General features: G+C 63.5%; 13 protein-coding genes. 3 read left to right on the forward strand and 10 right to left on the reverse strand.

Annotation, left to right across the window (positions count from 1 at the left end; genetic code table 11):
• Positions 1-16 precede the first annotated feature (16 nt).
• Positions 17-853, forward strand: a complete 837-nt coding sequence (locus LDL28_RS03690) for a methyltransferase (protein WP_233057264.1) — start codon at positions 17-19, stop codon at positions 851-853.
• Positions 854-873: 20 nt separating this feature from the next.
• Here the strand turns inward: LDL28_RS03690 and LDL28_RS03695 are convergent, their stop codons facing one another.
• The 7 genes from LDL28_RS03695 to uvrC all read right to left on the reverse strand — a co-directional run bounded on the left by LDL28_RS03695 (position 874) and on the right by uvrC (position 8,062).
• Positions 874-1,881 carry a ribonucleotide-diphosphate reductase subunit beta gene (locus tag LDL28_RS03695; protein ID WP_233057265.1) on the reverse strand — a complete coding sequence of 336 codons (1,008 nt, stop codon included), beginning with the start codon at positions 1,879-1,881 and terminating at the stop codon, positions 874-876.
• Between the two features lie 93 nt (positions 1,882-1,974).
• Positions 1,975-3,834 (reverse strand): ribonucleoside-diphosphate reductase subunit alpha, encoded by a 1,860-nt coding sequence (locus LDL28_RS03700; protein ID WP_233057266.1) that lies wholly within the window; start codon positions 3,832-3,834, stop codon positions 1,975-1,977.
• A gap of 279 nt (positions 3,835-4,113) precedes the next feature.
• Positions 4,114-4,602 (reverse strand): molybdenum cofactor biosynthesis protein MoaE, encoded by a 489-nt coding sequence (locus LDL28_RS03705; protein ID WP_233057267.1) that lies wholly within the window; start codon positions 4,600-4,602, stop codon positions 4,114-4,116.
• Between the two features lie 5 nt (positions 4,603-4,607).
• A complete protein-coding gene (moaD, locus tag LDL28_RS03710; RefSeq protein ID WP_233057268.1) occupies positions 4,608-4,862 on the reverse strand; it encodes a molybdopterin converting factor subunit 1 in 255 nt (84 codons plus the stop codon).
• A gap of 49 nt (positions 4,863-4,911) precedes the next feature.
• Positions 4,912-5,433, reverse strand: a complete 522-nt coding sequence (locus tag LDL28_RS03715) for a hypothetical protein (RefSeq protein ID WP_233057269.1) — start codon at positions 5,431-5,433, stop codon at positions 4,912-4,914.
• A gap of 50 nt (positions 5,434-5,483) precedes the next feature.
• Positions 5,484-6,083, reverse strand: coding sequence for a CDP-diacylglycerol--glycerol-3-phosphate 3-phosphatidyltransferase (gene pgsA, locus LDL28_RS03720; protein WP_233057270.1), 600 nt, complete (start codon positions 6,081-6,083; stop codon positions 5,484-5,486).
• A 92-nt stretch (positions 6,084-6,175) separates the two neighbouring features.
• A complete protein-coding gene (gene uvrC, locus LDL28_RS03725) occupies positions 6,176-8,062 on the reverse strand; it encodes an excinuclease ABC subunit UvrC (protein ID WP_233057271.1) in 1,887 nt (628 codons plus the stop codon).
• Positions 8,063-8,442: 380 nt separating this feature from the next.
• Here uvrC and LDL28_RS03730 point away from each other — a divergent pair, with 380 nt between their 5' ends.
• The gene (locus tag LDL28_RS03730) at positions 8,443-9,237 is read left to right on the forward strand and encodes an exodeoxyribonuclease III (protein WP_233057272.1); all 795 of its coding nucleotides are present in this window, start codon (positions 8,443-8,445) and stop codon (positions 9,235-9,237) included.
• Between the two features lie 86 nt (positions 9,238-9,323).
• Here LDL28_RS03730 and LDL28_RS03735 read toward each other — a convergent pair whose 3' ends face one another.
• Positions 9,324-10,043, reverse strand: coding sequence for a response regulator transcription factor (locus LDL28_RS03735; protein ID WP_183479290.1), 720 nt, complete (start codon positions 10,041-10,043; stop codon positions 9,324-9,326).
• Positions 10,044-10,248: 205 nt separating this feature from the next.
• Here LDL28_RS03735 and LDL28_RS03740 point away from each other — a divergent pair, with 205 nt between their 5' ends.
• Complete coding sequence (locus LDL28_RS03740; protein ID WP_233057273.1) at positions 10,249-10,704, forward strand: L,D-transpeptidase; 456 nt, start codon at positions 10,249-10,251, stop codon at positions 10,702-10,704.
• Here LDL28_RS03740 and LDL28_RS03745 read toward each other — a convergent pair.
• Together LDL28_RS03745 and LDL28_RS03750 are read right to left on the reverse strand one after the other, a co-directional pair.
• A complete protein-coding gene (locus LDL28_RS03745) occupies positions 10,691-12,541 on the reverse strand; it encodes a sodium:proton antiporter (RefSeq protein ID WP_233057274.1) in 1,851 nt (616 codons plus the stop codon). The genes LDL28_RS03740 and LDL28_RS03745 overlap by 14 nt on opposite strands.
• Positions 12,542-12,631: 90 nt before the next feature.
• On the reverse strand, positions 12,632-13,927 hold the full coding sequence (locus LDL28_RS03750) for an RsmB/NOP family class I SAM-dependent RNA methyltransferase (protein ID WP_233057275.1): 1,296 nt from the start codon (positions 13,925-13,927) through the stop codon (positions 12,632-12,634).
• Between the last annotated feature and the right edge of the window lie 34 nt (positions 13,928-13,961).

The raw sequence follows: 13,961 nt of genomic DNA on the forward strand, positions 1-13,961 counted from the left end.
ACATGGATACGAGTATATGGGCGGCGCTGGAATAACGGTCAAGCCAGAGCACACAGAGATACGACGCGGGGCAGACACGACATTACCGCCTGTGCCCGCGGGCCTGCCCCCGGTCACGACGGGCACCCTGCTGGGTGGAAAGGTGCTGTACCGGCAGTTTCGCACCGGAAACAGGACCGGACTGGAACCTGTTCTCATGGCTGCGTTCGTGCCCGCACGGTCCGGACAGACGGTAGTGGAAGGCGGATGTGGCGCCGGGGCCGGGCTGCTGTGCCTTGCGAATCGGGTGCCGGGACTTGCCGGAATCGGGGTGGAGCATGACCCCGCCAGCACGGCGCTCGCGCAGCATAATTTCGTGCTGAACGGGCGGCACAACCTGCGCGCGTGCACCAGCGCCATCCCTACCCTGCCCGATGACCCGGTGCTGTCCGGCCCGGGCATACGCCGGGTCGATCATGCCTTCGCCAACCCGCCATGGCATGGGCATGAGTCCTCGGCCTCCACCCACGCACGCCGTGATCTGGCCCGACGCCTGCCGCCAGGCGCGCTGGCGCAATGGATCCACGCCCTTGCCGCCCAGCTCCGCCACCACGGCACGCTGACACTGGCGCTGCCCGCCAGCCTGCTGGCCGCCGGGATCAAGGCCATGGAGGACGTTCCGCTTGGCCGGATCCGGATCTTCCCCTTCTGGCCCGCGCGCGACCGACCCGCGCGCATCGTGCTGCTACAGGGCTGCGCGAATGCACGGGCGGGCAGTGAACTGCTGCCCGGCCTTGTCCTGCATGAAGCCGATGGCCGCTTTACCCCCGCCGCCCGGCTGGTGCTGGAAAAGGGCGCGCCGCTCCTGCCCTGAAGCGGCACGCGCGGCGGACCTCAATCCGCAAAGGCTTCGTCCCACGTGCCGGTGGTGGAGGCGCGGCTGTATTCCGTCGCACGGTTTTCAAAGAAATTGGCATGCTCGACCGCATTGACCATTTCATCCACCCACGGCAGCGGATTGACCGCGATGTCATAGATGCCATCAAGCCCAAGCTGGCCAAGACGGCGGTTGGCGACAAAGCGGATGTATTCCTTGACCTGCATGGCGTTGAGTCCCTCGACCGGCCCCATCTCGAAAGACAGGTCGATGAAGGCGTCTTCATGTTCGACAATATCACGGCAGATCTGGGCAATGTCGTCGCGCAGCGCGTCGGTCCAGATTTCGGGGTTTTCATGCACGAACACCCGGAACAGCCGCGCCATCGAATCACAGTGCAGGGATTCGTCACGCACGGACCATGACACGATCTGCCCCATGCCCTTGAGCTTGTTGTGCCGGGGGAAGTTGAGCAGGATGGCGAAGGAGGCGAAAAGCTGGAGCCCTTCGGTAAACGCGCCAAACGCCGCCAGCGTGCGGGCGATCTGGTACTTATCTTTTACCGAGAACTGCTGCATGTAGTCATATTTATCCTTCATTTCCTTGTATTTAAGGAAAGCGGAATACTCGGTCTCCGGCATGCCGATGGTATCGAGCAGATGGCTGTACGCAGCGATGTGGATGGTCTCGATATTGGAAAAGGCCGAGAGCATCATCAGCACTTCGGTCGGTTTGAACACCTGGCTGTACTGCTTCATGTAGCAGTTGTTCACTTCCACATCCGCCTGGGTGAAGAAGCGGAAGATCTGCGTGACCAGATGCTGTTCGCCCTCGTTCAGGGTGCGGTGCCAGTCCTTCACGTCATCGGCCAGCGGCACTTCCTCGGGCAGCCAGTGGACGCGCTGCTGCGTCAGCCACGCATCATACGCCCATGGATAGCGGAACGGCTTGTAAACGGGGTTGGCGGTCAGCAGGCTGGAAGCCTGTTCGGTCTGGGCATCTGCGCCGGGGGCTTTATCGGTCATGGCCGTGCCTGTCCTGTACATTGCTATGCACTGTCCACCCCGAACGGGGCGGACAGCACAGAAAATAATACGTCAGAAGGAAAATGCCCTGCCTTACTGGCAGGCAAGGCATTCCTCGTAATCGGAAGAAGAAGTCGGGGCCGCGGGGGCCGCCGTGGCGGGCAGGTTGCCCTCATTGCGTGTCATGTCGCGCTTTTCTTGTCCGTCGCTGACCGCATCGGCACGCTGGATAGAAAGCGAACGGCAGTAATAGAGCGACTTCACCCCCCGCTTCCACGCCATGTAGTGAATCTGGTGCAGGTCACGCTTGTGCACGTCGGCGGGCAGGAAGATGTTGATCGACTGCGCCTGGCAGACGAAGGGCGCACGGTCGGCCGCATGTTCGATCACCCAGCGCTGGTCGAGTTCGAAGGCGGTCTTGAACACGTCCTTTTCCTGCTGGGTCAGGAAGTCCAGATGCTGGACGCTCCCCTTGTTCAGCGTGATGGAAGACCATATCTCGCTCGTATTCTGCCCCTTTTCGGTCAGCAGGCGGTCGAGATGGCGGTTGCGCACGGTGAACGAGCCGGACAGGGTCTTCTGCAGGAACACATTGGCGGCGATCGGCTCGATCCCGGGGCTGGCATTGCCCGCGATAATGGAAATCGACGCCGTGGGCGCGATGGCCATCTTGTTCGAGAACCGTTCCATCACGCCATAATCGGCGGCGTCGGGGCATGGGCCGCGCTCTTCCGCCAGCTTGCGTGACGCCGCATCCGCCTGTTCGCGGATATGCTTGAAAATCTTGCGGTTCCAGACCTTGGCCACCACACTTTCAAACGGCACGTTATTGGCCTGAAGGAAGGTATGGAAGCCCATCACCCCCAGCCCGACCGAACGTTCGCGCATGGCGGCGTAGCGCGCGCGCTCCATGTCGTCGGGCGCGCGGTCGATGAAGTCCTGCAGCACGTTGTCGAGGAACAGCATCACGTCCTCGATGAACTGCGGATTGTCCTTCCACTCGTCCCATGTCTCAAGGTTGAGCGACGACAGGCAGCACACCGCCGTGCGCTCGCGCCCGTGCTGGTCCATCCCGGTCGGCAGCGTGATTTCCGCGCACAGGTTGGAAGTCTTGACCTCCAGCCCCGCCAGCTTGTGGTGTTCGGGGCGCGCGTTGTTCACATGGTCGGAATAGATGATGTACGGCTCACCCTGCTCCATGCGTGCGGTCAGGATCCGGATCCACAGCGCGCGGGCCGAGATCTTGCGGATGACCGTCTTGTCCTTGGGTGAAAGCAGCGCCCATTCCGCATCATCCGCCACGGCGCGCATGAAGGCGTCGGGCACCAGCACGCCATGGTGCAGGTTGAGCGCCTTGCGGTTGGGGTCGCCGCCGGTGGGGCGGCGCAGTTCGATGAATTCCTCGATCTCGGGGTGCCAGACCGGCAGGTACACCGCCGCCGAGCCGCGACGCAGCGACCCCTGGCTTATGGCCAGCGTCAGGCTGTCCATGACCCGGATGAACGGGATCACGCCCGAGGTCTTGCCATTGCGGCCCACGTTCTCGCCAATCGAGCGCAGGTTGCCCCAGTAGGAGCCGATGCCGCCGCCCTTCGAGGCCAGCCAGACATTCTCGTTCCACAGATCCACGATGCCGCGCAGGCTGTCATTGGCTTCGTTCAGGAAGCACGAAATGGGCAGGCCGCGCGTCGTGCCGCCATTGGACAGCACGGGTGTCGCGGGCATGAACCAGTGACGGGAAATGTAGTCATACAGCCGCTGGGCATGGGCGGGGTTCGCCCCGTAATAGGAAGCCACACGACCGAACAGGTCCTGATAACTCTCCCCCGGCAGCAGATAGCGGTTATCAAGCGTGGCCTTGCCAAATGCCGTCAGCAGCGAATCGCGGGAATGGTCCACGCGTACAGGATGATGACCGGGCAACTGGACCACGTTATCCAGCATGTCAGACATTGTGGTACTGTCCTTTCCCTGGACGGTATCGTCCCCGCTGGCAGAACAATCAGACATGCCGCCGGATACGTCATCCAGGACCATATACTTTCTCCGTACTCGACTCATGCCAACCCGCAGGGTTTGTCGCGACCCTGGGAGGTTGGGGGAAGGTTTTACGATATGCCCCTATATATGGGCCATCCGACCCTGAAATGCACTACATAATGTGGTGGATAAAAATGTGGAGCGTTCTTCCGACTCAGCGGCCGACCTTGGTCAAGCAATGATTGCGGCAGATTATTTTTTAATTTCCGCCCCCGGCGGCGCCATGATTTCATCCCATCGCGCGGCGGCGGCATCGTCGTCCGCACGGGCCTCGACCCATGCGCTGCGCCCGGTGGCGAACACCTCACGCTTCCAGAACGGGGCACGCGTCTTGAGCCAGTCCATAACGAATTCAGTCGCATCGAAGGCCGCCCCCCGATGCGCCGACGCGCACAGCACCAGCACGATGGGCGTGCCCACCTCCAGCCGTCCCACCCGATGGATGACCGTGCAGCCCACCAGCCCGAATCGCTCACATGCCGATTCGGCGATCCGCCGCATCTGGGACTCGGTCATGCCGGGATAATGTTCCAGTTCCAGCGCCACCAGATCATTCCCCCCACGGACAATGCCGGTAAACGCCGCGACACCCCCCACCGTATCCTGCCCGCGCAGCAGCAGCGCGGTCTCGTGGGTGATGTCGAAAGGGTCGGGCTGAACGCGGATGGTGACGGGGGGCATATGTCTCAGCCCCCCGTAACCGGGGGGAAGAAGGCAATTTCATCATTGGCGGCGATGGGATCCGTAACCGTGGCGAAGCGCTGGTTGACGGCCACGCGAATCTGCTCCGGCCGGGCGAAGACCGCCCCGTATTCCCCGCCACGGGCGCGGAGCTGCGTAATCAGATCCTGTACGGAACGCGCGTTTTCCGGCAGGGCCACGCTCTCGTCAGAGCGACCCAGCCGGTCGCGCAACCATGCAAAATAGAGAATGTGCAGCATTCCGGTTCCCTCTCCCCTGTGGCCGACCATGACCGGCGGATACGCGCCATCAGTCGGCCCGCTGTTCCCGAACCGTGCCGTCCGGGCCGACCACGGTATTGGTGCCATCGCCATTGGGAACGACGATGGCCGCATCCGACACGCTCTTATGCGTCGCGGGCGCTGGTGAAGACAATGTGGAAACATGGGAATCCCGCCCAGGCAGGACAAGCTGCACGCCATCGTTGCCGATCTGCATCTCCCCCCCTGCCGGCAGGTCCGGCGCATCCAGGGGCGTGGGCGACCGGAAGGTGCCGGCATCCATGGCCAGCATCGCCTGCCCCGTGGCGGGAATGACCGGCCAGATGTTGCGCTCCTGCGGCATGATCGGCAGCACCTGCGGGGCCTGCCCCACCACGCGGCGCATGTTCTCCCCCTCCGCGCGCGGGGTGTTGGGCAGGCTGCCGGGCAGTTCGGTATTGTCAGACAGGATTTTGCCGAATCCCCCGCATCCGGCCAGCCCCGCCAGCAATAACAGCACCATCACGTTGCGCACCATGGCCCCCCTTACCGATCCGGTAATCGCGGGCATCATTCCCGCCACAGAGAGCAACCATGGCGGGCGTTAATTTTTCATGTAGGTCAGGAAGATAATTTCGTGGCGCCGGGATCGGTCGCGTTGACATGCCGCAGCCCGGTGGAAAGATAGTCCCACCCGGTGATGAGCGTCAGCGCCGCCGCGACCCACATCATCACCGCCCCCAGCGCATCAACCGGCAGCCAGCCCATGTGCAGCAGGACCGCCGTGCTGTCCCCCGCCAGCAGGAAGCCGATGGCCGTCATCTGGAATCCGGTTTTCCACTTCGCCAGTTTCGTGACCGGCAGCCCCACCCGTGTCGCGGCCAGATATTCCCGCAGGCCGCTGACCAGAATCTCACGCGAGAGAATGATGATGGCCGGATACAGGCAACCATAGGGCAGCCGCCCCAGCCCCGCCATGACCATGAGCGACGCGCCCACCAGCAGCTTGTCCGCGATCGGGTCGAGCATGCGCCCGAGATCCGAATTCTGGTTCCACGCCCGGGCGAGCTTTCCGTCCAGATAATCGGTAATTCCGGCCAGGATGAACAGCACGCAGGCCGCGCAGTCGGTCTGGGGCGTATGCAGGACAACCAGCCCCACGACAATGGGAACCACGACAATGCGGGACAGGGTCAGAAGATTGGGCAGGTCGGTAAGCATGTCTGTACAGCTATAACCAAGGATGGAGGAAAGTCGAAATACCGATAACGCCTGTCAGGCAGGTTCTGCGCTCACATCTGCATGACAGCCGTTCAGTCTCCTGTCCAGTCGGGGTGGAAATATCCGTATATGGCCCGCGCCATGTCGCGGTTGATGCCCGGCGCGCTTTCCAGTTCCCCCAGGCCCGCCTGCCGCACGCTGCGCGCCGAACCGAAATGGTTGAGCAGCGCGCGCTTGCGTGCCGGACCAACGCCGGGAATATCGTCCAGTTCCGAGCGCACCAGCGTTTTGGACCGCCCCGCGCGGTGCGTCGTGATGGCGAAGCGGTGAGCCTCGTCGCGCAGGCGCTGGAGATAGTACAGCACCGGATCACGCGGCGGGAGCTGGAAGGGCGGGCGATCAGCGGTATGAAACCACTCCCGCCCCGCGTCACGATCCGGCCCCTTGGCAATGGCCACCAGCGTCACGCCGGTCACGCCCAGATCGTCCAGCACCGCCCGCACGGCGGAATACTGCCCGGCCCCGCCGTCGATCAGCAGGATGTCGGGCCAGTCACCGGGACGGTTGCCTTCCTCGCGGTCACGCAGTGCGCGGCGAAAGCGCCGTTCCAGCACTTCGCGCATCATGGCGAAGTCATCGCCCGGCGTAACCGGCCCCTTGATGGCAAATTTGCGGTAGGCGCGTTTCTCGAACCCCTCCGGCCCGGCCACCACCATCACGCCATAGGCGTTGGCACCCATGATGTGACTGTTGTCATAGGTTTCGATTCGCGCGGGCGGCGCATCCAGCCCGAACAGGTCGGCCACCCCCTGGAGCAGGCGGGCCTGCCCCGCGCTTTCGGCCAGCCGGCGCTCCAGTGCTTCGCGCGCGTTGATTTCGGCATGGTCGATCACGCCGCGTTTTTCCCCGCGCCGTGGGTGGATGATCTCCACCTTGCGCCCCCGGCGCAGGCCCAGCGCCGCTGCCAGCACGTCGTGCTCGGGCAGGTCCTGATTGACCAGAACCTGCGGCGGGGGGGGCTTGTCGTCATAAAACTGGGCGATGAAGGCGGCGAGCACATCGGGGGCGTTCTCGTCGCGCGCATGACTGGGAAAAAAGGCGCGGTTGCCGTTGTTGCGTCCCGCGCGGACAAAAAAGACCTGGATGCACGACTGACCGGCAATCTGCCAGATGGCGATGATGTCCGCATCCGTCACGGTGGACGGATTGACCACGCTCGAATCCTGCTGCAACGCGGACAGCCCGCGTATGCGGTCACGGATGGCGGCGGCGCGCTCGAATTCCAGCGCCTCGGCCGCCTGTTCCATCTCACTGACCAGTTGCTCGCGCATATGCGGGTTCCTGCCCGCCAGAAAACCGCGCGCCTGATCGGCCAGCGCGGCATAGTCCTCGCGGCTGATCCGGTCCGCGCAGGGGGCCGAGCAGCGATGGATCTGGTGCAGCAGGCACGGACGCGCGCGACCGTGCATCTCGCTATCCGAACATGACCGCAGCAGGAAGGTGCGCTGGAGCAGGTTGAGCGTCTGGTTGACCGACCAGGCGGAAGCGAACGGCCCCCAGTAGGACGCGCCCTTGACCGGCTTGCCCCGGTGTTTGCTGATCTGGGGAAAATCATGCTTGTCCGTCAGCATGATCCATGGATAACTCTTATCGTCACGCAGCAGGATATTGTACCGCGGCTGCATGCGCTTGATATAGTTGGCCTCCAGCAGCAGGGCTTCGGCCTCGGTATGGGTGGTGACGATTTCCATGCCGCCGGTTTCGGACACCATCCGGCGCAGGCGTTCGGTCAGGCGGCTGACATGGGTGTAGGAGGTCACGCGCTTTTTCAGGTTCAGCGCCTTGCCCACATACAGCACGTCGCCCTTCGCCCCCAGCATCCGGTACACACCGGGGGACTGCGGCATGGTCTGGAGGGCATGGTGAATCGCCTCCACCCCCACGGGGCGAAGCGGAGGGGCTGAAATGGCGGTTGTCATGGATGGTAGCCGTTCATCCACCGATGATGTGGATAAGTCTGTGGAGCAGCAGCAGAAAAAAACGTGCGGATGGCGGTTTTCCTTTCCTCGACTTGGATTGCCCAAAAAAACATCATTAATGCTAACTTATTGATTTATAAAAATTATATCGGACAACCCACGGACCGAACCGGAAATCCTGTGCTCCCTTGGGCAAAACCGGCCCTGTCAACCCCACAAGTGGACAAATTGCGGCATTTCCGTGTTTCGGATGTCCGGTTTCCTTTTCACACGAAATATCAGACGCCTTTTACAATTCGTTCCTGTTTTTGTCTCGTACGCTCTGGCGGCGGCATAAAAAGAGTCTTGTCAGCCCGCGCCGGATCGGCAATGCACCCGATATGCGTATCATCACCTGGAATATCAATTCCCTTCGCCTGCGGATGCCCCTGCTCGACCGGCTGTGCCAGGATACGGCGCCCGACATGGTATGCCTGCAGGAAACCAAGGTGCCCGACGCCCTGTTTCCCATGGAATCGGTCCGGGCGCTGGGATTTGATCACGTCGTGTTCCGGGGCATGAAGGGGTATAACGGGGTCGCCATCCTGTCACGCCAGCCCGTAAGCATGCTGGAGGACGCACCCGACTGGTGCCAGCGTGGTGACTGCCGCCATATCGCCGTACGCCATGGCGCCGGGGCGGATGCGATTGATGTGCATGATTTCTACGTACCTGCTGGCGGCGATATTCCCGACCCGGTGGAAAACCCCAAATTCGCGCACAAGCTGGCCTTTATCGAGGAAGCGCGCCAGTGGTTCTCGGCCCGCGACATGCGGCGCACGGTGCTGGTGGGCGACCTGAACATCGCCCCGCTGGAACATGATGTGTGGAGTCACAAACAGCTCCTCAAGATCGTGAGCCACACCCCGCCGGAAACCGAGGGACTGCTGAAATGGCAGGACACCGGCTTTGTCGACGCCATGCGCCACTTCGTGCCCGCCAGTGAGAAGCTCTACACATGGTGGTCCTATCGCAACCGCGACTGGCGGGCGTCCGACCGTGGGCGGCGTCTGGACCATGTGTGGATCACGCCCGACCTGCAGCCCGCCCTGCGCGGCCTGAACGTGCTGCGGGACGCGCGTGACTGGGACAAGCCATCCGACCATGTGCCGGTCATAATTGATCTGGACGTGTAGGAAGCTGTTTCCAGACACCCCGGAAACAGACCGGGCCGCCCGTAAGCCGGGCGGCCCGTCAGATAACAGCCTGTAATCCGCAAGCGTCAGACCGGAAGCGTCTTGCCGCCTTCCGGGTCCAGGCGGTAGCCGCCCCCTTCCGTCACCAGCAGGGTCGCATTGGTGGGGTCGGGCTCGATCTTCTGGCGCAGGCGATAGATATGCGTCTCCAGCGTATGGGTGGTGACAGCCGCGTTGTAGCCCCAGACCTCGTTCAGCAGCACCTGGCGGGGCACGGGGCGGGTGCCGGCCCGGTACAGGAATTTCAGGATGGCGGCTTCCTTCTCCGTCAGGCGGATACGGCGGTTCTTGGCCGTTTCCTGTAACAGCTTGGCGGACGGGCGGAAGATATACGGCCCGATTGCGAAGACCGCATCCTCGCTGTTTTCAAAAATACGCATCTGCGCGCGCAGGCGGGCCAGAAGCTCCGCAATACGGAACGGCTTGGCGACATAATCATTCGCCCCGGCGTCCAGCCCACGCACCACATCGGTCTCATCGTCGGAGCCGGTCAGGATGATGATGGGAATCCGCTTGCCCTTGCGGCGCAGCTCGGCGCAGAAATCGCGCCCATCCCCGTCGGGCAGGGAAACATCCAGAATGATCGCGTCGAACCGGGCGCCCGGTGCCTGCAGTTTTTCCCAGGCCTCGGCGACGGAGCCGGCCTCGATCGCTTCAAATTCACCATCAACCTGTAGCTGTTCAACGAGCATTTGACGTAAAGTCTGATCGTCGTCCGCTATCAGTATGGGACGTGCTCCTGCCATCGAACCCTCTTTATCACTTTAATCCCGGCCCCTTATCGGACCAGTCTCTGTCTTGCCTGTTCATGTCCGGTTCCACAACCCGTGGCATGGCACCGTACATGGCCAGATCGGGCCGGAGATAACATAAATACGGCCCAACCCAGAGGAATTCATGATACGCGCAATTTTGCAAACGAATACAGGGCTGGATGCACAACTGCATTGCATGCGCGCAATTGTTCCGGTCATGATCGGAGCGGGCGGCATCAGAAATCAGAAAAACGAGGGCGATCATGCGACCCCCGCCGGTATTCTGCCCCTGCGGCGGGTTTTCTACCGTGCGGACCGCGTGGCATCACCAGTTTGTCAACTGCCGGTGGAACCCCTCTGCCCGCTGGATGGATGGTGCGACGACCCCACCCATCGCGACTACAACCGCCATGTCACCCTGCCCCATCCCGCGCGGCATGAGCGGTTATGGCGCGACGATCACGTTTATGACATTATCGTCGTGCTTGGCTATAATGATGGCCCTGTTCGCCCCGGCGCGGGGTCCGCCATATTCATGCACCTGCCCCCCACGGGTGGCGGCCCGACGGAAGGCTGCATCGCCATGGCCGAGCCCGAACTGCGCCGCCTGCTTGCGGCGGGGCTGGGGGAAATCGAGGTCAGGCCGGTATAGGGCTGTCCGCCACGGGGTGGGAAGCGCCTGCGGGCTGGGGCGGCATGAAGGTGACGATGATGTCGCCCGCCACCGGCTCGGTCTGCATCACGTCCTCGGCCGAGAAAATCCAGATCGCGGTGCCCTTGCGGATGGTCATGAACTGCATGCCCTGCCCCCCGTCCGGCCCCGCCTCGCCTTCCGGCTCCTCCACGATGGAACTGCCAAAGCGCCAGCCCCGTGCGTAGAGGGAGTCGATCAGTGAAAAATTCCAGCCCGGCTCCCCCAGCACCTTGCCGCGCGAATCCCGGCTCAGCCCATGGTACAGATCCAGCCGGGCCACGCCGGGGCTGACCTGGAACACGCGCTGACGCCCCAGATCGGGCGCCATGCGCGCGCAGACAAGACCGTTATAGATGGCGTCGGGCGTTGCGGCGATGAGATAGTCCGCCGGGCGTTCCTCAAGGCTTTCCTGCCCTTCGACCGACAGCAGCTCCGCATTCAGCACCGGCACGCCAAAACGCGCGGCCTTGTCCAGCGCCGGGGCGTAGGTGTCCACCAGCAGGACGGGTATGCCCCGGTCATGCAGCACGCGGGCAAGGTTGGTGGACCATGCGTTGGCCCCCATTATGGCCAAGGCCGGTTCATCGGACAGCGTCAGTCGCAGGGCGCGCGCCAGCGGGCGCAGTGAAAATCCATGCAGGATCATGGTCGATGCGATCAGGGCGAACACGGCGGGCGTGATCAGGTTGGCCCCAGGGTAGCCCGCTTCGTGCAACTGCAGGCCGACCACGCCCGACACGGCGGCGGCTACGATGCCACGCGGCGCGATCCAGCCCACGAACAGCCGCTCCTGCCACGACATGTTGGCCCCGATGGTGGACAGGAAAATGCCCAGCGGCCGCACGATGAACATGACCGTGAACGTAAGCGCCATGATGGACAGGGAAAGCTGCGACAGGACGGTGCGCTGCAAATCCGCCGTCAGCACCACGAACAGGCAGGACACCACGATCACCCCAAGGGATTCCTTGATGCGTTGCAGCTCCGCCATGCCGGTCACATGCAGGTTGGCCAGCGCCATGCCGAACACCGTGGCCGCCATCAGCCCCGCCCCCTGCATGACGAGGTTGCACACCGCCGCCACCCCCATGGCGAAGGCCAGGATCATGGGAATGCGCAGGATTTCGGGCAGCAGATCGCGTGAGGAGAGGAATTTGATCAGCACGGCGGGAAAGATGCCGCAGCCAATCGCGAACATGGTCGCGAACAGCAGGTGCGGCCCGATTTCCACCGCCGCGAGCGACAGGCCCGGACTGTGCGAGGGCTTGATGAGGAGACATTCCAGCACCAGCGTCGCCAGAATGGCGGCAATGGGATCGTTGACGATGGCTTCCCACCGCAGGAAAGCCGCGACCCGTGGCTGCAGCTTGGTATGGCGCAACAGCGGCAGCACCACCGTCGGCCCCGTCACGACCACGATCGCCCCGAACAGCCACGCCGTGCCCCAGCCCAGATGCCCGACATAATGCGCCGCGGCAGAACCCAGCACCCAGTTGATGGGCAGGGCCGCCGCCGTAAGCCGCAGCACCCCTTCGCCCGATTCACGCCATTGCCGCAGGTCGAGCGCAAGCCCGCCCTCGAACACGATAAAGGCCACGGCCATGGATACGAGCGGATGGAAATAAGGCCCGATCGCCGCCGCCGGATGGAACAGCCCCAGCCCCGGACCGTAAAACAGCCCGAGCGCGAACAGCAGCACGATGGCCGGAATCTGAAACCGCCACGCCACCCATTGGGCGGCAATGCCGCCCCCCAGTACACACAGAATTCCGATCGCAAGGTTTGTGGCCTGCATGCCCATGTCCCGCGTTGTTGCAAACACCCCCGCCGCCCTGCCAGCCTTGGCCATGCAGGTATGCGATATGATCGGGGCTGTTATTTTATATCAGGATTTCCGCTGCATGATGGCAGCAAAAAAACCATCCGTATGGTGTTGCCGGGGCGTGAGGCTGACCTGTCCATCGGCACTCAGGCCCGGTGGCAGGTCATCATGCACCGAATCGGGCGCAACCAGTGAAAAATCGGGATTGCGCGCCAGGAAGGCCGCGATCTGGTCCGTGTTTTCCTCCCGCAGGACGGAACAGGTGGCATAGACCATGCGCCCGCCGGGACGGACCAGTGTCGCGGCGCGATCCATGATGTCGGCCTGTTTCGCGCTCAGTTCCAGCAGGTCCTGCTCACGCAGGCGCAGGCGGGCGTCGGGGTTGCGCCGCCACGTGCCCGTGCCCGTGCAGGGCGCATCGACCAGCACACGGTCGAAACTGCCCGCGCGCCGCCGCGCCCAGCGGTCGCCCGTGACCAGCAGGTGGCGTTCGGCGTTATGGACACCAGCGCGGCGCAGGCGGCGCACCGCGCCCTCCAGCCGGGGTTCGGAAACATCACAGGCCACGATATGGCCCCGGTTTTCCATGGTCATGGCCATGCCCAGCGTCTTGCCCGCCGCCCCCGCGCAGTAGTCCAGAACCCGCATGCCCGGTCGCGCGCCCACGGCGGCGACGACAAGCTGGCTGCCTTCATCCTGTATCTCGATCAGCCCGCCACGAAACGCCGCGCTGGATGTGATGGGCTGGCGGCCCGCGACACGCAGGCCCCAGGGTGACAGGGTGGTATCGGTGGCATGGATGCCTTCCGCCTCCAGCGCCGCGCGCGCCATGGCGCGGTCCGACTTGAGCAGGTTGACACGCAGGTCGAGCGTGGCCTCGCCATCCATGGCGGCAAGCTCGGCTTCCACCGCATCCCCGAACGTGCGCTCCAGCCGGGGCAGCAGCCAGTCCGGCACTTCCAGCCGAACGGCGCGCGGCATGTCCGCACTGGTCACGGGCTGGCCCCGGAGCTGGTTGTACAGGCCCTGTTCGGGGCCGGTCAGGCCCAGCGGGGCATACCGCTCCCCTGTAAACAGGGTCTGCGGGTTTTCCTTTCCGTCCGGCTCCAGCGCCATCATGGCCAGCGCCAGCATGCGCGGCGTGACCGGCACGCCGGCGCGCGTGATCCACCACTCCAGCCGCCGCCAGTGGCGCAAAATGCGCCAGACCCGCGCCGATATGGCGCGGCGGTCGCCCCCGCCGATATAGCGCCGCTCCCTGAAAAAGGCGTTGGCCAGCGCATCGGCCGGACGCTGCGGCGTCGCCTCCATTGCGGCAAGCAGGTCAATGGCGGCGGAAAGCCGTGCGCTGGGTGTCATGGATTATGGAACCGTTACTGTCATGAAACCGGTA

The sequence above is a fragment of the Komagataeibacter sp. FNDCR2 genome, assembly GCF_021295395.1.
Classification (GTDB): domain Bacteria; phylum Pseudomonadota; class Alphaproteobacteria; order Acetobacterales; family Acetobacteraceae; genus Komagataeibacter.